The organism is Deinococcus soli (ex Cha et al. 2016), assembly GCF_001007995.1.
In the GTDB taxonomy this organism is placed as follows: Bacteria; Deinococcota; Deinococci; order Deinococcales; family Deinococcaceae; genus Deinococcus; species Deinococcus soli.
Genome location: NZ_CP011389.1, coordinates 1,740,490 through 1,757,396, shown reverse-complemented (window position 1 = coordinate 1,757,396; position 16,907 = coordinate 1,740,490). Strand labels below are relative to the sequence as shown.

Here is a 16,907-nt window from a genome sequence, read left to right as displayed (position 1 = left end):
GAAGCAGATTGTGCGTCTGTCACGCTGTTTTTCGTTATTTGCTAACTTCGGCGCTGTGATTTTATGCAGCTCCCCGCACCACCCCAGGTTGATCGGCTCACAGCAGAATTCGGGAATCTTGAAGGGCACCTTCAAGATTCCCGAACGAGCCGACTCGAAGAGCTGCGCCGCAGAGCGAGCACCTGACAACACCAGCGGTTGGAAGTGGAATTGAAGGGCGTGGTGTTGGCCCTTCAGTGCAACTGGACACTGCTGTCAGTCCGTGACGACCCGCGCGCGCAGCGTCAGGTTCGGCAGGTTCACGTCGCCCAGCCGCACGCGCAGCGCCGTGCCGGGCGCGGCGGGCGTGCTCAGCGGCAGGTCGAAGGCCAGATCCGGGATCAGCAGCGTTGCCTGCGGTCCCCGGCGCTCCACCACGACCGCCTCCCAAGCCCGCTCGGGCTGCGCGGCGATGAAGCGCAGGGTGTGATGCCTGCGGCTCAGGCGCTCGGCCTGCCGGGTGGCGTCCGCGTTCATCTGCGCCTGCGCCACGCGCGCCGCCACCTCCTTGCCGCTCAGGCCGTCCTGCCCGGCCAGATGGGCGCGCAGCTGCTGGTGCACCACCAGGTCCAGGTAGCGGCGCATGGGGCTGGTCGCCTGCGTGTACAGGTCCAGGCCCATCCCGGCGTGCGGTCCCGGCGCGGGCTGGAAGCGGGTGCGGGCCAGCGTGCGCCGCCGCGCCCACTGGGCGGGCAGCGTGTCGCCGCGCACCTCGCGGTGGGGCGGGTCCTGCGTGGCGAACGGCAGGGCAATGGCGTGGTCGTCCGCGTAGATCGCGGCGCCCCACCCGGCCAGCGTCATGCATTCCTGCACCACCACCCGCATCTCGGGCTTGGGCAGGGGCGTGACGGTCGCGCCTGCCTCGTCGGCCTTCACGCGGACCTCGGGCAGGTCGATGCTCAGGGCGCCCTCCTGCACGCGCAGCTCGCGGCTCGCGGCGGCCAGGCGGGCCAGCGTCACGAACGGCTCCTGACCTGCGTCCAGCCGCTCCTGCGCCTGCGTGTACGTCAGGCGCTGCACGCGCACGGTCGTCAGTTGCACGTCCACGGCGTCGGCGTTGCCGTCCTCGTCGAGGTCCAGGCTGATGCTCAGCGCGGGGCTGGTGTCGTGCAGCCCCAGGCCCGCCTGCTCGACCAGCGCGTCGGGCAGCATGCCGATGGTGCGGTCCGGGAGGTACAGGGTCGCGCCGCGCGCGCGGGCCTCTAGGTCCAGCGGGCTGTCGGCAGGGGCCAGCGCGGCGACGTCCGCGACGTGCACCCACAGGCGGGTCAGGCCGCCGGGCAGCGCCTCGATGCCCACGGCGTCGTCCGGGTCGCGGTTGCCCTCGTCGTCGATGGCGTACACGTCCAGGTGAGTCAGGTCCAGCCGCTGTTCGGGCGTGAAGGGCGGCACGTCCAGCGTGACGGGATTCAGGGCGGCGCCCAGTCGGTCGGCGTAGGGCGTGCGGGCGTCGGTCCACAGTCCGGCGCGCAGCAGCAGGGCGTGCGCGGCCTCGGGCGTCTCGGGTTGCTTCAGGTCGCGCATGGTGCGGCTCTTGTCCTGTTTGCCGCGGGCGAGCAGTTCCAGCTCGGTGCGCTGCGCGGGCGTGAGGTCGGGCAGGGTCATGCCCCAGAGCATAGGGCCGAGGCGGCCCGGGGCGGGCATGGAAAGCCGGACTTGCTATTCGTTGATCCGACTATCAAGGTTGTCGGGGTGGCGGCGGTGTGTTCAGGGAGCCGCGTGTGGCGGTTTGCTGTGCTGGCCGGTGTGTTTCTGGTCCCCGGGTTGATACCGGAAAGCCCAGCTTCATCGTCTGTAAAACTGAACTTGACAGATTGGAAGATCGATGTTTCTATGGTGCTCAGGAGGGCAGCATGAATGACCAGCATCCCGCAAGCGAGTTCCACGCCCATGTCCAGCGTCTGGTGGCCGAAGGCAAACTCACCCCCGAGGAAGCCCAGGGACTCCTGGACGACACCCAGGACACCCCCACCGCCCAGACCCAGCCGACCAGCCCCCTGGCGCCGGGCGACCACCCCGCCGACGCCACCCGCGACCTGCACCTGCTCGTCCGCGGCTACACCCTCACCGTCCTGACCGACGCCGCCCTGAGCACCCCGCACCTCGCCGTGAACCTCGACGGGCACCTGAGCCTCGACCACACCCCGCAGGGCTGGCGCGTCGCCCGCACCCCCGGCCAGCAGGGGCACGTCCCGAACCTCAAGGCCATCCTCACGGTGCCCTTCACGCCCGGCCACACCCACGCCGAGATCAGCGGCGGCAACCTCACGCTGCCCGACCTCGCCGGAGAACTGCGCGCCGAAGTCAACGGCGGGAACGTCCGCGCGGGCCGCGCCCACAGCCTCCACGCCGACGTGAACGGCGGGAACCTGAACGCCGCCGAGATGAGCGGCCCCAGCACCGTCACCGTCAACGGCGGGAACCTCACCCTGACCGGCGCCGCCACCCTGAACGCCAGCGTCAACGGCGGCAACCTCACCTGGGCCGGCACGCTCAGCGGCGGCGACCACCGCGTCGAGGTGAACGCCGGGAACGCGAAACTGCACCTTCAACCCGGCAGCAGCGTCCAGCTCGACGCCCGCGTCACCCTCGGCTCCTTCAAGGCCGACTTCCCCACGGGCCGCAGCGGCGGACTCCTGAACACCCACCACACCGGCCAGATCGGGAGCGGCGACGCCCGCCTGCACTGCCAGATCACCGCCGGAAACCTGAAGGTCGTGACCGCATGACCACCCTGCACCCCACCCCCTACCTGCCCACCCTGCGTGAACTCCGCGCCAGCCTGCGCGCCCACCTGACGCGCCTCCTGACCCCCGACGCCGCCCAGGCCCACGCCTGCACGCAGCTGCGCCGCACCCTGGACGCCGAGGCGCACCGCGCCCGCATGCAGCGCGCCCTGCTCGGAGGACGGCCATGAAAGAGAAGATCCGCCGCATCCTTGACCTGATCCGCGCCGGGAAACTCACCCTGGACGACGCCGGACCGCTCCTGGCCGCCCTGAGCCCCAAACTCGCCCTGACCGAAAGCGACCGCGAATTCATCTCCGCGCTGCTGGACCGCCCCGAACTCGACGCGGGGCAGGTCGCCGAGCACATCATGCTGCTGCGCGGCGTCCGGGACGCCGGATTCGGCTTCACCCCACCCCAGCCGCCCCAGCCCCCACAGCCGCCCCGCCGCCCCCAGGTCGTCATCGGCGGCCAGCGCCCCCGCGGTCTCGACGGCCTCGTGGACCGCATCACCGGAGGAATTGACAGCATGGTCGAGAACATCACCGGTCAGGTCGAACGTGAACTGCACGGCCAGCACCCCGACATGCACCACCCCCACATGCCCCCCGGTCCCCGCATCCTGCGGATCAAGGTGGAAAGTCAGCACGGCGACGAGTACAACGCGAACATCCCCGTCAGCCTCGCCCCGCACCTCGACCGCCTGATCCCTCCCCACGGACGCTCGGCCCTGGAGAGCGCCGGTTTCACCCTGGACGCCCTGCGCCTGCTGATCGAGGCCAGCCCCTACCCCGGCCCGCTGATCGACGCGCAGGACCAGCACGGCAACGAAGTCCACATCAGCCTCCAGTGACCGCAGCCGAACCCACGCCGCCCCCGTCCACATGCGGGGGCGGCGCCCTGCTGCCGGGACAGGGTGGGGGAGAGGCCCGACGGGATTCAGGTGCCGGCGCGAGCTTGCAGGTTCCCTGGTGTCCCCCTCGCCTTCCCGCTCACTCTGTCGCATCGGGAGAGGGCGTGAGCGTCCCGCGTACTGCACGTCAACAGGTTCAGGTCGTCGGGTGACCGCTGCCGCAAGTTCTGTCCAGGCCATGAAAAACCGCCCCCGATGATCTGGGAGCGGTTCGCGGAGTGCGGCTGTAGATTCAGGCGGTCGTCTGCGGCATGGGCTGAGCCTGCCCACCCACGCGGCTGACCGCTTCGCGCACGACGTCGCCGGTGATGAGTTCCTGCGTCAGCAGGGCGTCGGCGACCTCGTGCATGGCCTGCTGGTACTCGGTGACGAGTTCCCGGGCGCGTTCGAACGCGCGGGTCAGGATGCGCTTGACGTCCTCGTCGACCAGCTGGCTGGTGTGCTCGCTGAACGCCTTGGGTTTGGCCATGTCCTCACCCAGGAACACGGGGCCGCTGTCGGTGGTGAGGGCCATGTTCTTGAAGTTGTCGCCCATGCCCCACTCGAGGACCATCTTGCGGGCGATGTTCGTGGCCTTGCGGAAGTCGTCCGCGGCGCCACTGGTGACGCTGCCCATGAAGACTTCCTCGGCGGCGCGGCCACCCAGCGCGACGATCAACTGGTTTTCCAGGCGCTCCTTGCTCATCAGGACCTGCTCTTCGGGCAGGTAGAACGCGGCGCCCAGCGCGCGGCCGCGCGGGATGATGCTGACCTTCTGGAGCTTGTCGCTGCCGGGGATGACGGCGGCGGTGACGGCGTGTCCGGCCTCGTGGTACGCGATGGCCTTCTTCTCCTGGTCGCTGATCGTCAGGCTGCCGTTCTCCAGGCCCAGGGTGATCTTGTCCAGGGCGCGGTAGAAGTCGCTCATGTCGATCTGGGTCTTGCCGACGCGGGCAGCTTCCAGGGCGGCCTCGTTCGTGACGTTCTTCAGGTCGGCGCCGCTGAAGTACGGCGTGCTCTTGGCGACTTCGGGGACATCCACGCCGCTCGCCAGGGGCTTGTTGCGCAGGTGCACCTTCAGGATCGCCTCGCGCTCCTTGAGGTTCGGCAGGTCGATGGTGACCTGACGGTCGAAGCGGCCGGGGCGCAGCAGGGCCGGGTCGAGCACGTCGGGACGGTTGGTGGCGGCCAGCACGATGACGCTGCTGCTCTTGTCGAAGCCGTCCATCTCCGACAGGATCTGGTTGAGGGTCTGCTCGCGCTCGTCGTGCCCGCCGCCGATCCCCGCGCCACGCTTGCGGCCGATGGAGTCGATCTCGTCGATGAACATGATCGCGGGTGCGCTCTTGCGGGCGTCCTCGAACAGCGTGCGGACGCGGCTGGCGCCGACCCCCACGAACATCTCCATGAATTCCGAGGCGCTCACGCTGAAGAAGGGCACGTCGGCCTCACCGGCGATCGCGCGGGCCAGCAGCGTCTTACCCGTTCCGGGAGGGCCCACGAGCAGCACGCCCTTGGGAATTTCCGCGCCGATCTGGTGGTACTTGCCGGGGTTTTTCAGGAAGTCCACGACCTCCACGAGTTCCCGCTTGGCTTCCTCATGCCCGGCCACGTCGGTGAACTTGGTGGGCACGCGGTTTTCCTTGCCGTACTTCTTGGCCTTGCTCTGCCCGAACTGCATGACGCCGCTCTGGCCGCCCTGGGCGCGCATGAAGAAGAAGTACATCATGCCGAACAGCAGGATGATGGGCAGGAAGTTCAGCAGGATGCCGAGCCACTGGCTGGGCTGCTCGAAGCGCAGATCCACGCCCTGCTGCTGCATCAGTGGGATCAGGTTGTCGTCGGGCGTGGCGACGCTGCCGGGCAGGCGCACACTGAAGTCCTTGACTTCACGCTCCTGTGGGCCGCTGGCGGTGTTCACATCGATGGAGGTGGGCTGCTTGAGGGTCACGTTCGCGTTGTTCTCGCGGACGATGACGCGCTCGACCTGCCCGCCTTCCAGCAGGGATTTGAATTGGGTGTAGTTCACGCTGGAACGCCCGCTCAGTGGAGCCTGCGAGAACATCAGGAACAGGGCCAGGACGAACAGGACGATCAGCCAGGGATTGAGCCGTTTCAAGAACAGGTCCTCCGGAGGGAGAGAAGAGGGTGAATGGGGCGAGGTGGGGGGCAGGCCCCCGCTGAAGTTGAGTCTACCAGACTCAAGGTGTATGAAATTGTCCCACCTCACACCTGTGCTTTAGGGATTGGCAACCTTCAGGCGCCGCGCGGCCCACCACCCCAGCCCCACCAGCAGGGCCGCGACCGTGCCCGCCCAGCCCACCAACAGCAGCACTGGCAGGAAATTCAGCAGGATCCCGAGCCACTGGGTGGGCTGCTCGATGCGCAGGTCCACGCGCTGCTGCTGAAAGAGGGCCATCAGGTGGGTGTCTGACGTAAGCACCTCATCCGGCACGCGCATCCGCAGCTTCCGCGCGTCACGCGTCACCGGGCCGCCCGGGGTCAGGACCGGCACCGGGACCGGCTGCTCCAGCGTCACGGTCGCCGTCTCGCCCCGCACCACCACCCGCGCCACCTGCCCGGCCTCCAGCAGTGACCGGAACTCCGCGTACGGCACGGCCTGCGCCCGCGCGCCCGACCACCACGACAGGCCCCACACGCCCAGCGCCGCCAGCAGCGCCAGTCCCAGAAGGCCCAGTGCCAGCACGCCGCCCGCCACGGTCCCCCACGCTCCACGTTGTCTCATCCCCCCATGACACCCCAGCCCCCGCGCGGCCTGCAAGCGACGAAAGGTGCAGGGAGTCCGCCCCTGTGGGCGCGCGTGCCGTATCCTGACGGGGAATGATTGACGTGGCCACCACCTGGCAGCAAGTGTGCGAGGCGCTCGCCGGCGGCGACTACGAGCAGGCCTTCGGCGTGCTGGACGCCGCCATGCGCGAAGCCCACCGCCCCGAACGCGCCCGCCTGACCCTCCTGCTCGGCAGCCTGCACGCCCTGTACGGCGACGCCGCCACCACCGACCTGGGCGCCACGCTGCGCGAGGCCCGCACCATCGACCCCAGCCTGCGCGAGGACCCCCTGTACCAGGCGCTCATGGCGGAACTCGACGCCCGCACGCGCGGCCCCGACGCCGCCCCCCCCAGTGCGGCCGCCCGCGAGGCCGCCGACCCACTGGCCCGCTTCCACGCGCTGTGCGCCCTGGTGCTGATGGACGAGGGGCAGGCGGCGCTGGACATCCACCTCCCGGCGTCCGACCTGCCGCCGCACCTGCGCTGGCGCCTGCGGTCCTGGGAGGCCGAGGCGAACGAGGGCCTGGGGCAGACCGCCGACGCCGCGAACCTGTACGGCGAGGCCGCGCACCTCGCGCAGGGCCTGAACCGCGCCGTGATGCTTCAGGAACAGGCGGCGCTGCAACTCCAGCTCGGGCAGGCCGAGGCCGCGAAGAACACCCTGGATCAGGCGCGGCTGCTGTACCCCACGCGCCCCGGCGTGCACGACGCCGAGGACGCCGGGCTGAACCTCGCCACGTGGCACTACCTGCGGGCACAGGCGCTGCTGAACCTGGGCCAGCCGGACGCCGCGCACGACATGATCCGCGAGGCCGCCCGCCTGGAAACGCAGCACGGCGACCCCAGCTACGGCGTGGCCCTCGTGCGCGGGCAGGTCCTGACCCATCTGGGCCGCCAGCAGGACGCCCTGAACGCCTTCGAGGACGCCCTGAAACTCGCCACGGACGCCGACCGGCCCTACGCGAACCACGAACTGGGCGTCGCCCTGCTGGACCTGGACCGCCCCGTGGACGCCCGAGAGAAACTGGAGGCTGTGCTGGCCGACCCGGAGTACCCGTACCAGCCGGAGGTCCTGGCCGACATCGCCGAGTGCGATTACCGCCTGGGCCGCCTGCAGGAGGCGCAGCTGGAGGCCGAGCAGGCCCTCGCGCAGGGCGCCGTGATCCCCGCCAGTCTCGTGCTGGGCAGCGTCGCGCTGGACTACTTCCAGCTGGACGAGGCGCTTGAACACTACGACCGCGTGATCCGCGAGGCCGCCCCCGAGAGCCGCGACTGGGTCACCGCGCACCAGATGGCCGCCGACGTCATGGCGCAGCAGGGCTTCCCCGACCCGGCCGCCGCGTACGCGCACGCGCAGCAGGCGCTGGCCCACACGCCCGACAGCGACGACTGGCACGTGACCCTGCTGGAGCACCTGCGCAAGGCCGAGGCGCTCCTGTCGCAGCAGGGCGGCACCGGCGGCCGGATGCTGAACTGAGCGCAGGGGGGAGGCTTCCGGCTGTGCGCCATGGGCTATGAGGAGAAGAGTGGACGCTCCGGCTGTCGCTTGCCCTCAGAGCTCACGGCTCAGAGCTCCTTTTCCCAGGTGATCCACATGTGGTCCACGCGGTAGCCCAGGCGGGTGTTCACGCGCAGCATGGGAAGGTTCAGGACGGTGCCGCCCGTCCCGGCGTGCGTGTGGCCCGCCCCCTGCGCCCAGGTCAGCGCGTGGGCTTTCAGGGCGGTCATCACGCCGCGCGCGCGGTGCCCCTGGTGCGTGACGCTGCCTTCACTGTCCACCTCGGGCCCGCGCGGGGTGAGGCGGGTCAGGGCGACGATCTGCCCGCGCCAGCGCGTGACGAACGCGGACTCCTCACGCCGGAGGACGTCCCGCAGGCCATCACGTGTGAGGGGATCGGGGGTGGTGGTCGGGTTGCGTGGCTGGTCGCGCACGCCGGTCTGATGCAGGGCGTAGAGGGCGTCCCAGTCGGCGTCCGGCGCGTCTGGGCTGAGGCGCCCGGGTTCGTACCCGGCGAGGAACAGCCGCTCCTGCAACGGCTCGAAGGGGGCAGGGTCGAAGGTCGTCAGGTCAAGGTGCGCTCCCCAGGACTGCCACGCGTTGCGGAAACCTGCCGCCGCGAAGAAGGTCATCTGCTCGGTGAAGTCCTCGCGGGTGACGCCCAGCACGCGCCGGAAGCCGCCCGGCGCCTCGGCCAGTTGCGCCAACAGCAGCGGCGTGAACGACGCACCGTCCCCGGCGACGTCCAGCCGCAGCGCGTCCGGCACGCCCGCCCCGAACGGCGCGAGGCGCGCGGTGGCGACCACCACGCCGTCCTGCTCGGCGACGAGGCGGGTGGGGCGAGTGCCGGGCTGCGCCTCCCGGAAGTGCGCTGGAGTGTACGTCCAGTGGCCGCGGACCCCTGCGGTCACGAGGCGGGCGACGGCTGAGGCGTCGGCGGCGCGGAACGGGCGGAGGTGGCGCATGGTGCTCAGCATGGCGTCTCCCAGGCGATCCAGTCGGGTTCGATGTGCGCGCCCACCTGTCGCAGGGCGCGCAGGTACGCCACGTCGCGGGCGCTGCCGGCGGCATTCAGGAAGGTGAAGCCCTGCTCGCGGAGCATGCTGGCCGTCAGGGCCAGCAGCGCGCGGCCCACCCCCCGGCCGCGGTGGTCAGGAGTGACGGTCAGGACGGCGTTCCAGGCGTTCAGCCGCGAGCGTTCCGGCAGGGAGATGCCGACGAGGGTCTCGCCCTGCCACGCGAGATGCGCGGCGTCCCAGAGGGCGTCCCCGTTGGCCAGGACAGGGGAGGCGGCGGGAATGGTCGGCGCTGCCGTGACTTTGTGGTCGCGGGTGCGGGCGTACAGGTCGTGCAGTCGTGGGTCGTCGGTGTATGGCTGGGCGGGCGTGAAGTGATAGCCCTGGGTCACCAACTGCTGGCGGAGGTCGGTGGTGGGGTCAGTCCAGCCCCGCAGGTGCAGCCCGCCGCCGAAGGTGCGGTGCACCTCGCGCAGGCCCAGGGTAGGCAGATCGGGGGCGGCGCCCAGGTAGTCCTCACGGACGCTCAGCCACAGGTGCGTGCGGCCCTGAGCGCGTGCGGCGTCGCGTGCGGCGTGCAGAAGGGTGGGACCAGTGTCGTCGGCGCGGTGGTCGGGGTGCAGGTGAAGACCGGTCCACAGGTGGGTGGGGTGGAACTCCGGTGCCCACCATGTGAGCAGACCGCGTGGACGACCGGGCTCACCCACGACAAGCGTGCGGGTGGGGTGGCGTTCCCAGGTGGTGCACAGCCGGGTGGCGGTGGTATGGAAGTGGGGTTCCTGGGTGCTGTTGAGGAGCAGGGCGGCCGCGTACGCGTCTGCCGGTTCAGGGGAGCGGAGGTGCATGCGTTCACTGTGCGCTGGCGTGTGGGCGCGGCGCGAATGGCGCGGGTACGCCATCTGGCCTACCTGGGATGAAGGCGGGCTCAATGGTCACTGCATGTTGACTCAGTGGATATTCACGGAAGAGCTTGCGTCTATTCTGTATCTGGCGTATTCTGCCTGTACCGGAATGGAGGTGCCGCTGGTGCGCCTGCTCCCCAGGACGGAGGGCTCTGAATCGGTATTCTCCCCGCTCCCGTGTTGCCGGGAGCGCTTCTTCTGTCCCGCGGACCCGCGCCAGTCGTGGGAGCGCTTCATCCGAGCGTCTAGAAAGCGCCAAAAAGTGTACACGGTACACATACTCTTCTCGGGGTAGGATGAACGGCATGTCCAGCGACATCCCACAGCTGAGCGTCAACACCATCCGCACCCTGAGCATCGACGGCGTGCAGGCCGCCAACAGCGGCCACCCCGGCGCGCCCCTGGGCGCCGCGCCCATGGCGTACGTCGTCTGGCAGGACTACCTGCGCTTCAACCCCGTGCACCCCGAATGGCCCGGCCGTGACCGCTTCGTGCTGTCCGCCGGGCACGCCAGCATGCTGATCTACAGCCTGCTGCACCTCACCGGCTACGACCTCTCGCTGGACGAACTGAAGAACTTCCGCCAGTGGGGCAGCAAGACCCCCGGCCACCCCGAGTTCTTCCACACCCCCGGCCTCGACGCCACCACCGGCCCCCTCGGCCAGGGCGCCGCGATGACCGTCGGCATGGCCATGGCCGAGGCTCACCTCGCCGCGCGCTACAACCGCCCCGAGTTCCCCATCTTCGACAACCACACCTACGCCATCCTGGGCGACGGTGACCTGCAGGAAGGCGTGAACCACGAGGCCGCCGCGCTGGCCGGACACCTGCGCCTGAACAAGCTGATCTGGCTGCACGACGACAACCAGGTGCAGCTCGACACGCCCACCAGCAAGGCCGAGAGCGACGACATCGCCGCCCGCTACGTCGCGTACGGGTGGAACGTCCAGAAGGTCGCCGACGGCAACGACCTGGACGCCATCCGCGCCGCCGTGAAGGAAGCGCAGACCAGCGACCGCCCCACCCTGATCCAGGTCCGCACCGTGATCGGCTTCGGCAGCCCCCGTGCGGGCACCAGCAAGGCCCACGGCGAACCCCTGGGCGCCGAGGGCGTCGCGGAGACCAAAGCGGCCCTCGGCTGGGACTACCCGCCCTTCACCGTCCCCGAAGAAGTCAAGGCGCACATGGACGCCCGTGAACGCGGCGCGAAACAGGAAGCCGACTGGAACACCCTGATGGACGGCTACCGCGCCGCGCACCCCGAACTGGCCGCCGAAGTGGACGCCATGCTGAAGCGCGAACTGCCCGCCAACCTCGCCGACGCGCTCCCCAGCTACGAGGTGGGCGGCAAGGGCGTCGCCACCCGCAACGCCAGCGGTGAGGTCATCAACGCCCTGGCCAAGGTCCTCCCCGGCCTGATGGGCGGCAGCGCGGACCTCTCGGGCAGCACGAAGACCACCATCAAGGACGGCGGCGAGATGCAGAGCGGCAGCATGGCCGGCCGCAACGTGCTGTTCGGCGTGCGCGAGTTCGGGATGGCCGCCGCCGCGAACGGCCTGAGCCTGTACGGCGGCCTGCACCCCATGGTCGGCACGTTCCTGGTGTTCGCGGACTACCTCAAGCCCGCCTTCCGCCTCAGCGCCATCCAGATGCAGCCCGTCACGTACGTCCTCACGCACGACAGCATCGGCCTGGGCGAGGACGGCCCCACCCACCAGCCCATCGAGCAGATCGCCATGCTCCGCGCCGTCCCCGGCGCCCACGTCATCCGCCCCGCCGACGCCAACGAGACGGCCGCCGCGTGGCAGATGGCCCTCGAGTACGACAAGGGCCCCACCGCCCTGGCCCTCACTCGCCAGGACCTCCCGATCCTGCCCCGCAACCACGCGGGCGTGAAGAAGGGCGCCTACGTGGTGCGCGACGCCGAGGGTGCGCAGATCATCCTGATCGCCTCCGGCAGCGAGGTCAGCCTCGCCCTGGACTCCGCCGAGGCGCTGGCCGCCGAGGGCATCCAGGCCCGCGTGGTCAGCATGCCCTGCATGGAAGTCTTCCGCACGCAGGACCGCAGCTACCGCGACAGCGTCCTCACCCCCGGCGTCAAGCGCGTCGCCATCGAGGCCGCCGCCAAGGGTCCCTGGTACGAGTGGGTCGGCACCGACGGCGCTGTCATCGGCATGGACACCTTCGGCGCCAGCGCCCCCGCCAGCGTCCTGTTCGAGAAGTTCGGCTTCAGCGTCCAGAACGTCAGCAAGGTCGTCAAGAGCGTCCTGTAAGGCAAGCAGGTCAATGAGAGGCGGGACGCGTGGGGAGACCCCGGCGCGTCCCGCCTCTCCTGCTGGGATTACAGCTGGGCCTGGGCGTAGGTGGTGGCGAGGTCGGGGCGGCCCGCCTCGATCAGCGCCTTATCCCGGATGCGGCACGAATCACACACGCCGCAGGGTTCCTCGCCGCCCTGGTAGCAGCTCCAGGTCACGTCGATGGGCACGCCCACCGCGAGCGCCTCGCGCACGATGTCCGCCTTCGTCAGCTCCGCCAGGGGCGCCGTCAGCACCGCGCCGCGTCCCTCCAGGCCCGCCTTCGTCGCCAGGTCCGCCAGCGTCTGGTACGCCGCCAGATACTCCGGGCGGCAGTCCGGGTACCCGCTGTAATCCACCGCGTTGATCCCCAGGAACACCCGCTCCGCGTCGATCGCTTCCGCCAGACTCAGCCCCACCGCGATGAACACCGTGTTCCGCCCCGGCACGTACGTCGGCGGAATCACGCCATCTTCCGTTCCGTCCGTTGGCACCACGATCGACTCGTCCGTCAGGGCACTCCCCCCGAACGACCCGATGTTGATATCAATCACCCGGTGATCAGCCCCGAAGTGCGCCGCCACCGTCGCCGCGCGTTCCAGTTCCACCGTGTGCCGCTGCCCGTACCGGAACGACAGCGCCGTGCACGCGTACCCGTCGCGGGTCGCCATGCCCAGCACCGTGCTCGAATCCAGCCCGCCCGACAGCAGCACCACTGCCCGCTTCTTCCCTTCCGTCATGTTCAGTCCTCCGGTGGGATTCACCCCCACCCGACCTCCCCCCTCAAGGGGGAGGAGAAAAGCTGAGGTGCAGGCTGTCGTTCCCACACCCTACAGCCCGCACCCCTGTTCAGTACCCGAGTTCGGCGTTCCCGCCGAGGGGGATGAGGCGTTTGTCGCTGTGCGCGTCGAGGTCGTCGGCGCGGTACAGCTTGTGCATCTGGTACCCGGCCCGCAGGCGCGGGTTCTCCTTGACCGCCTGCGTGATCGCGTTCAGCACCTTCAGGTCGCGCTCGCGGGCCTTACTCCACTCGGGGTGCAGCCAGATCACCGCTTCATCGGGCAGACCGGTCAGGGTGTCCAGTCCGGCCTGGATGTCGCCCGGCTCGTGGACGATGATCTTCACCTCGTCCGCGACCGCCACCACTTCGGGCAGTGGGGGCTGCCCAAAGGGTTTCGGGGACAGCGTCACCCAGTCCAGATCCCCGCGCAGGGGCGCAATGCCGCTCGTCTCGAGGTGCACCCGGCGGCCCAGGGCGTGCAGGGCGTCCGTCAGGGGCTTCAGGTCGAACAGGATCGGCTCGCCCCCGGTCACGACCACGACGGCACCGTCGGGGCTCTCGTTCCGCACCACCTCGGCCAACTCGTCGGTATCCATCAGGGTCACGCCGTCGGGCCGGTAGTCGCGGTGCCACGTTCCGGCACTGTCGCACCACGGGCAGGCCTGGGGGCAGCCGTACAGGCGGATGAAGTACGCCGCGCGGCCCAGGTGCACCCCCTCGCCCTGCCAGGTGTAGAACCGCTCGTACACCGGGTATTTCATGCGGTCACTCCCAGTACTCGCAGCTGCTGTCCGGGGTTTCCCACAGCGTCACGTGCAGGCGCAGGTCCGCGCCGTCGTCACCCCCCGGCAGGTCGGCGCGCACGCGGTCCATGGTCCTGCGGTGGAGGTACGCGGCGATGACCTCGGCGGTCGTGTCGTCACCCAGGTCGGGGAGGTCGTTCAGGTAGGCGTGGTCCAGGCCGCCCGCGTCCACGTCCTTCTTGGCCCACTTGAGGGTCTTGAAGTCCGCGACCATGATGGCCCGCTTCACGTGTGCGCTGGGCCGCAGGCGGTCACTGGTGAGTTCCATCCGGACGCGGTACGTGTGCCCGTGCAGCCGCCCGCACGGGCCGTCGTAGCCGGTGATCACGTGCGCCGAATCGAACGTGAACTCCGAACTCAGTTTCCACGGCATCCGCTTACGCCCCCTGGGGCTGATGGTCGGGCGCCACGTACTTCACGGTGCAGATCGTGTTCAGGCCCCCACGCATGCCGTAATCACAGCGGATCTCCATGCTCAGGGGCTTGAGCAGGTTCACCAGATCCGCCAGCACCCGCCGTGTCGCGTGCTCGTGGTAGATGCCCACGAAGCGGTAGCTGGTCAGGTAGTACTTCAGGCTCTTGAGTTCCACGCACGCCTCGCGCGGCAGGTACCGGATCTCCAGGCGGCCGAAGTCCGGCAGGCCACTCCAGGGGCACACCGGGCTGAACTCGTCCGTCACGATCTCGATCTGCATCGGCTCGCCCGGGTAGCGGACGGGGTCGTCCTCGCGCACGTGCGGGAAGGTGCCCAGCACCGCCACGTCGATGGCGTCAAGGCCCTGCACGTCGTAGCGGCGGTCAAAACCAGGGTTCTGGGGTCCGCAGTCGGCCCCGGCAGTCACGTTCGTCATATGTCTTTCCTCCCGGCAGGTCCGCACCCTGAACGGCGCGGGCCTGGGGTGACAGCACAGGTCACCCGGTTGTGGGAGTCCGCACCCGCAGGCGCGACCTCAACCGCGCATTATCCACAAGTCCATGCATCCCTGCCAGGGGGCGGGGAACAAAGGCGTGCAGGCACCCGGCAGGGGAGAGGGCTCAGCCCGCTGCGTCCGCCAGTGCCGCCGCGCGGCGCAGGATGCCCAGCAGGAGCCCGGACTCCCAGAAGCCCAGGCGCGCGCCGTCGTTGAACCGCTCCTGCCGCGCGAAGATAGTCAACAGCCGCGCCAGCTGCGCCGGGGTCGCGCGGGCCAGCACCGCCGGGTCGTCCCGCAGGGCGCGCGCCTCTGGCGACTGCGCCCACTGCGGCCACTGAAACCGCTCGTCCCCATACACCCACCCGAACTCGTCCAGCGTGCGCAGCAGCCGCGCCACCTGCGGGTCGTACGCGTACCCACGCATCTGCACGCCGCCGTCCGGCAGGACCACGGCGGGCGGCTGGCCATCCGTGAAGCGGAACGCCGGGTCCGCCATGACGGGCAGGAACGCCGCGACGGCGCGCAGGGCTTCAGGCGTGAACTGTGGGCGCATGATGCCCAGCATGGCGCGCGCGCATGAGGACATGAAAAACCCCCACCGCGCGGGTGGGGGCGTTTCCTTTGGTGGTGGCCAGGGCCGGACTTGAACCGGCGACCCAACGATTTTCAGTCGTTTGCTCTACCAGCTGAGCTACCTAGCCTTCCTTGGCGGTCCGGACGGGATTTGAACCCGCGACCTTCTGCGTGACAGGCAGATATGCTAACCGCTACACTACCGGACCGTGCCTTGAAGGGGGCTGCAAAAGCAGCGGGGTTAAGGATAGCGGCGCACTTCACGGTTGTCAATGCGTGGGTGCGTGGGTCGGGGCGGGCGGGGTCAGAAGGGGACGGCGCGGACATTCTGGACCGGCTCGTCCTGCCCGGGGTCGAGCAGCAGCTCGAGGTACTCGCGGGCGTGCAGCGCGTCGATCATGGCGAGGTGGTGGTCCTCGTCGAGGTGGATGCCGCCGTCGATCTGGGTGTGGCCGTACACGCCGTAGTCGAGTCCGGCCATGCGGACGTACTCGGGGGATTCGCGGAACCAGCGTTTGGGGCCGTGGTCGGCGTAGAACAGGTCGTCGTAGTGCGCGTGCGCGGGCAGCGGCGAGACGTGCGCGAACTGCACGGTGCCGACCCGCAGCTCGCGCGGGAAGCTGCGCATCCACGCCGCGAGGTGGTCGGGGAGGATCAGGCCGCCGTGGTCCGGGTCGAATTCCACGTGGACCATGCCGCCGCTGGTGCCCAGGACGTAGCTGGTGTTCAGCACGGCGTCGTCGTGGTTGCCCAGGATGATGTGCACGGCGTGCGGCGCGGCCTCCTGGTACGCGCGGAGTTTTTCCAGGTGGCGGATCTGCTCGCGCGCCGCGAGGAACAGGTGGTCGGGGTTCTTGTGGTCGAAGCGCGGCAGGCCGGTCAGGCGGGCGTAGTCGCGTTCGTTCTTGGGGTGGACAAGGTCGCCGATGAGGATGACCTGGAACAGCCCGGCCTGGACGGGCGGGGTGGGGAGGCCGTCCAGGGTGGCGCAACTGGCAGCGCGCAGGGCGGCCCAGAGGAGGTCGAAGTCGGCGTGCACGTCGCCGAAGGCGAGGAATTTACGCATGGGGTCAGCCTTTCAGGAGGGCGTGGAGGTCCTTGTAGATGGCGCGGCTTTCTTCCAGGGTCTCGCCGTAGCCGCGCATGAGGATGCGGGCGGCTTCCCCGCCGCGCCCGGCGACTTTCAGCTGTTCCAGCAGGTCCTCGATATGCCGCCGGGCTTTTTCCATCTGCGGGTCGCGGGGTGGTTGCGGGGGCAGGGGGCGCTCGGCGGCGGGGCGGGGGGCGGGTGTGTCGGTTTCCAGTTCGCTGGTGTTCGCACCGTCTTCCGGGTCGTACTCGACCCAGATGGGGTCGCTGGTGGGGGTGACGCCGTACGAGCGGGCGAGGTCGGCCAGCGCGGCCAGTTTCGCGTCCTGAAGGGTGTGCGCGGTGGCGAGACCCTCGCGGGCCGCGCCCAGGACGCTGAGGCGGGCGCGCACGATGGGCGGCGCCGGGTGGTCGCACGCCCACGTGAGGCTCCAGCCGGGGTCGATCGCGTCGAGCTGCAGGGCGAGCACGTCGAGGTCGGGGGCGAGGGTCACGCGGGCCTGGTCGTCCCGGACGGTGAGGGTGGCCCAGGCGGTCATGCTGGCGCGCAGGGCGTCGCGCACGCGGTGAGGTTCGGCCATACCGCAGTCT

At 69.8% G+C, this 16,907-nt stretch carries 17 protein-coding genes and 2 tRNA genes; 5 read left to right on the top strand and 14 right to left on the bottom strand.

Translation table 11 applies throughout. From position 1 onward, the window contains the following. Positions 1 to 255: 255 nt before the first annotated feature. Positions 256 to 1,644, bottom strand: coding sequence for an RNB domain-containing ribonuclease (locus SY84_RS08685; RefSeq protein ID WP_046843687.1), 1,389 nt, complete (start codon positions 1,642 to 1,644; stop codon positions 256 to 258). Between the two features lie 248 nt (positions 1,645 to 1,892). On the opposite strand from SY84_RS08685, the gene SY84_RS08680 reads away from it, so the two are divergent. From SY84_RS08680 to SY84_RS08670, 3 genes are read left to right on the top strand one after another with little or no spacing between them, the layout of a single operon-like run. Then, entirely contained in the window at positions 1,893 to 2,768 is an 876-nt protein-coding gene (locus SY84_RS08680; protein WP_046843686.1) for a hypothetical protein, read from the top strand. Continuing rightward, positions 2,765 to 2,956, top strand: a complete 192-nt coding sequence (locus tag SY84_RS08675; RefSeq protein ID WP_046843685.1) for a hypothetical protein — start codon at positions 2,765 to 2,767, stop codon at positions 2,954 to 2,956. Before SY84_RS08680 ends, SY84_RS08675 begins: the two co-directional genes overlap by 4 nt. Then, entirely contained in the window at positions 2,953 to 3,618 is a 666-nt protein-coding gene (locus SY84_RS08670) for an SHOCT-like domain-containing protein (protein WP_046843684.1), read from the top strand. Before SY84_RS08675 ends, SY84_RS08670 begins: the two co-directional genes overlap by 4 nt. A 292-nt stretch (positions 3,619 to 3,910) precedes the next feature. On the opposite strand, the gene ftsH is transcribed toward SY84_RS08670, so the two are convergent. Next, positions 3,911 to 5,776, bottom strand: coding sequence for an ATP-dependent zinc metalloprotease FtsH (gene ftsH, locus SY84_RS08665; protein WP_046843683.1), 1,866 nt, complete (start codon positions 5,774 to 5,776; stop codon positions 3,911 to 3,913). Positions 5,777 to 5,896: 120 nt separating this feature from the next. Next, on the bottom strand, positions 5,897 to 6,403 hold the full coding sequence (locus SY84_RS08660) for an ATP-dependent metallopeptidase FtsH/Yme1/Tma family protein (RefSeq protein ID WP_157882936.1): 507 nt from the start codon (positions 6,401 to 6,403) through the stop codon (positions 5,897 to 5,899). 95 nt (positions 6,404 to 6,498) lie between these two features. Here SY84_RS08660 and SY84_RS08655 point away from each other — a divergent pair, with 95 nt between their 5' ends. After that, the gene (locus SY84_RS08655) at positions 6,499 to 7,923 is read left to right on the top strand and encodes a tetratricopeptide repeat protein (RefSeq protein ID WP_046843681.1); all 1,425 of its coding nucleotides are present in this window, start codon (positions 6,499 to 6,501) and stop codon (positions 7,921 to 7,923) included. An 89-nt stretch (positions 7,924 to 8,012) separates the two neighbouring features. Here SY84_RS08655 and SY84_RS08650 read toward each other — a convergent pair whose 3' ends face one another. Both SY84_RS08650 and SY84_RS08645 read right to left on the bottom strand, forming a co-directional pair. Further along, positions 8,013 to 8,909, bottom strand: coding sequence for a GNAT family N-acetyltransferase (locus SY84_RS08650; RefSeq protein WP_046843680.1), 897 nt, complete (start codon positions 8,907 to 8,909; stop codon positions 8,013 to 8,015). A 5-nt stretch (positions 8,910 to 8,914) separates the two neighbouring features. Further along, the gene (locus tag SY84_RS08645; protein WP_046845068.1) at positions 8,915 to 9,805 is read right to left on the bottom strand and encodes a GNAT family N-acetyltransferase; all 891 of its coding nucleotides are present in this window, start codon (positions 9,803 to 9,805) and stop codon (positions 8,915 to 8,917) included. Positions 9,806 to 10,167: 362 nt separating this feature from the next. On the opposite strand from SY84_RS08645, the gene tkt reads away from it, so the two are divergent. Further along, positions 10,168 to 12,135 (top strand): transketolase, encoded by a 1,968-nt coding sequence (gene tkt / locus SY84_RS08635; protein ID WP_046845067.1) that lies wholly within the window; start codon positions 10,168 to 10,170, stop codon positions 12,133 to 12,135. A gap of 68 nt (positions 12,136 to 12,203) precedes the next feature. On the opposite strand, the gene queC is transcribed toward tkt, so the two are convergent. From queC to SY84_RS08590, 9 genes are all read right to left on the bottom strand, one after another. Next, positions 12,204 to 12,896, bottom strand: coding sequence for a 7-cyano-7-deazaguanine synthase QueC (gene queC, locus SY84_RS08630; RefSeq protein ID WP_046845066.1), 693 nt, complete (start codon positions 12,894 to 12,896; stop codon positions 12,204 to 12,206). A 109-nt stretch (positions 12,897 to 13,005) separates the two neighbouring features. After that, entirely contained in the window at positions 13,006 to 13,698 is a 693-nt protein-coding gene (locus tag SY84_RS08625) for a 7-carboxy-7-deazaguanine synthase QueE (protein WP_046843678.1), read from the bottom strand. Between the two features lie 4 nt (positions 13,699 to 13,702). Next, positions 13,703 to 14,113, bottom strand: coding sequence for a 6-pyruvoyl trahydropterin synthase family protein (locus SY84_RS08620; RefSeq protein ID WP_046843677.1), 411 nt, complete (start codon positions 14,111 to 14,113; stop codon positions 13,703 to 13,705). 4 nt (positions 14,114 to 14,117) lie between these two features. Continuing rightward, positions 14,118 to 14,591 (bottom strand): preQ(1) synthase, encoded by a 474-nt coding sequence (queF, locus tag SY84_RS08615; RefSeq protein ID WP_046843676.1) that lies wholly within the window; start codon positions 14,589 to 14,591, stop codon positions 14,118 to 14,120. A gap of 184 nt (positions 14,592 to 14,775) precedes the next feature. Continuing rightward, the gene (locus tag SY84_RS08610) at positions 14,776 to 15,207 is read right to left on the bottom strand and encodes a DUF6508 domain-containing protein (RefSeq protein WP_046845065.1); all 432 of its coding nucleotides are present in this window, start codon (positions 15,205 to 15,207) and stop codon (positions 14,776 to 14,778) included. Between the two features lie 72 nt (positions 15,208 to 15,279). Continuing rightward, positions 15,280 to 15,355: transfer RNA gene (locus tag SY84_RS08605), tRNA-Phe, on the bottom strand. A gap of 5 nt (positions 15,356 to 15,360) precedes the next feature. After that, positions 15,361 to 15,436: transfer RNA gene (locus SY84_RS08600), tRNA-Asp, on the bottom strand. 95 nt (positions 15,437 to 15,531) lie between these two features. After that, positions 15,532 to 16,293: a metallophosphoesterase gene (locus tag SY84_RS08595; RefSeq protein ID WP_046843675.1), complete on the bottom strand. Its 762-nt coding sequence runs from the start codon at positions 16,291 to 16,293 to the stop codon at positions 15,532 to 15,534. Positions 16,294 to 16,297: 4 nt separating this feature from the next. Then, positions 16,298 to 16,897, bottom strand: coding sequence for a hypothetical protein (locus tag SY84_RS08590; protein ID WP_046843674.1), 600 nt, complete (start codon positions 16,895 to 16,897; stop codon positions 16,298 to 16,300). Positions 16,898 to 16,907: the final 10 nt, after the last annotated feature.

Excerpts from the sequence above, each read along its gene's own strand:
- SY84_RS08685 (WP_046843687.1), bottom strand. The coding sequence starts at position 1,644 with ATGACCCTGCCCGACCTCACGCCCGCGCAGCGCACCGAGCTGGAACTG.
- SY84_RS08670 (WP_046843684.1), top strand. The coding sequence starts at position 2,953 with ATGAAAGAGAAGATCCGCCGCATCCTTGACCTGATCCGCGCCGGGAAA.
- SY84_RS08595 (WP_046843675.1), bottom strand. The coding sequence starts at position 16,293 with ATGCGTAAATTCCTCGCCTTCGGCGACGTGCACGCCGACTTCGACCTC.
- SY84_RS08645 (WP_046845068.1), bottom strand. The coding sequence starts at position 9,805 with ATGCACCTCCGCTCCCCTGAACCGGCAGACGCGTACGCGGCCGCCCTG.
- SY84_RS08590 (WP_046843674.1), bottom strand. The coding sequence starts at position 16,897 with ATGGCCGAACCTCACCGCGTGCGCGACGCCCTGCGCGCCAGCATGACC.
- SY84_RS08620 (WP_046843677.1), bottom strand. The coding sequence starts at position 14,113 with ATGCCGTGGAAACTGAGTTCGGAGTTCACGTTCGATTCGGCGCACGTG.
- tkt (WP_046845067.1), top strand. The coding sequence starts at position 10,168 with ATGTCCAGCGACATCCCACAGCTGAGCGTCAACACCATCCGCACCCTG.
- SY84_RS08655 (WP_046843681.1), top strand. The coding sequence starts at position 6,499 with ATGATTGACGTGGCCACCACCTGGCAGCAAGTGTGCGAGGCGCTCGCC.
- SY84_RS08680 (WP_046843686.1), top strand. The coding sequence starts at position 1,893 with ATGAATGACCAGCATCCCGCAAGCGAGTTCCACGCCCATGTCCAGCGT.
- SY84_RS08660 (WP_157882936.1), bottom strand. The coding sequence starts at position 6,403 with ATGAGACAACGTGGAGCGTGGGGGACCGTGGCGGGCGGCGTGCTGGCA.
- SY84_RS08625 (WP_046843678.1), bottom strand. The coding sequence starts at position 13,698 with ATGAAATACCCGGTGTACGAGCGGTTCTACACCTGGCAGGGCGAGGGG.
- SY84_RS08610 (WP_046845065.1), bottom strand. The coding sequence starts at position 15,207 with ATGCGCCCACAGTTCACGCCTGAAGCCCTGCGCGCCGTCGCGGCGTTC.
- queC (WP_046845066.1), bottom strand. The coding sequence starts at position 12,896 with ATGACGGAAGGGAAGAAGCGGGCAGTGGTGCTGCTGTCGGGCGGGCTG.
- SY84_RS08650 (WP_046843680.1), bottom strand. The coding sequence starts at position 8,909 with ATGCGCCACCTCCGCCCGTTCCGCGCCGCCGACGCCTCAGCCGTCGCC.
- SY84_RS08675 (WP_046843685.1), top strand. The coding sequence starts at position 2,765 with ATGACCACCCTGCACCCCACCCCCTACCTGCCCACCCTGCGTGAACTC.
- queF (WP_046843676.1), bottom strand. The coding sequence starts at position 14,591 with ATGACGAACGTGACTGCCGGGGCCGACTGCGGACCCCAGAACCCTGGT.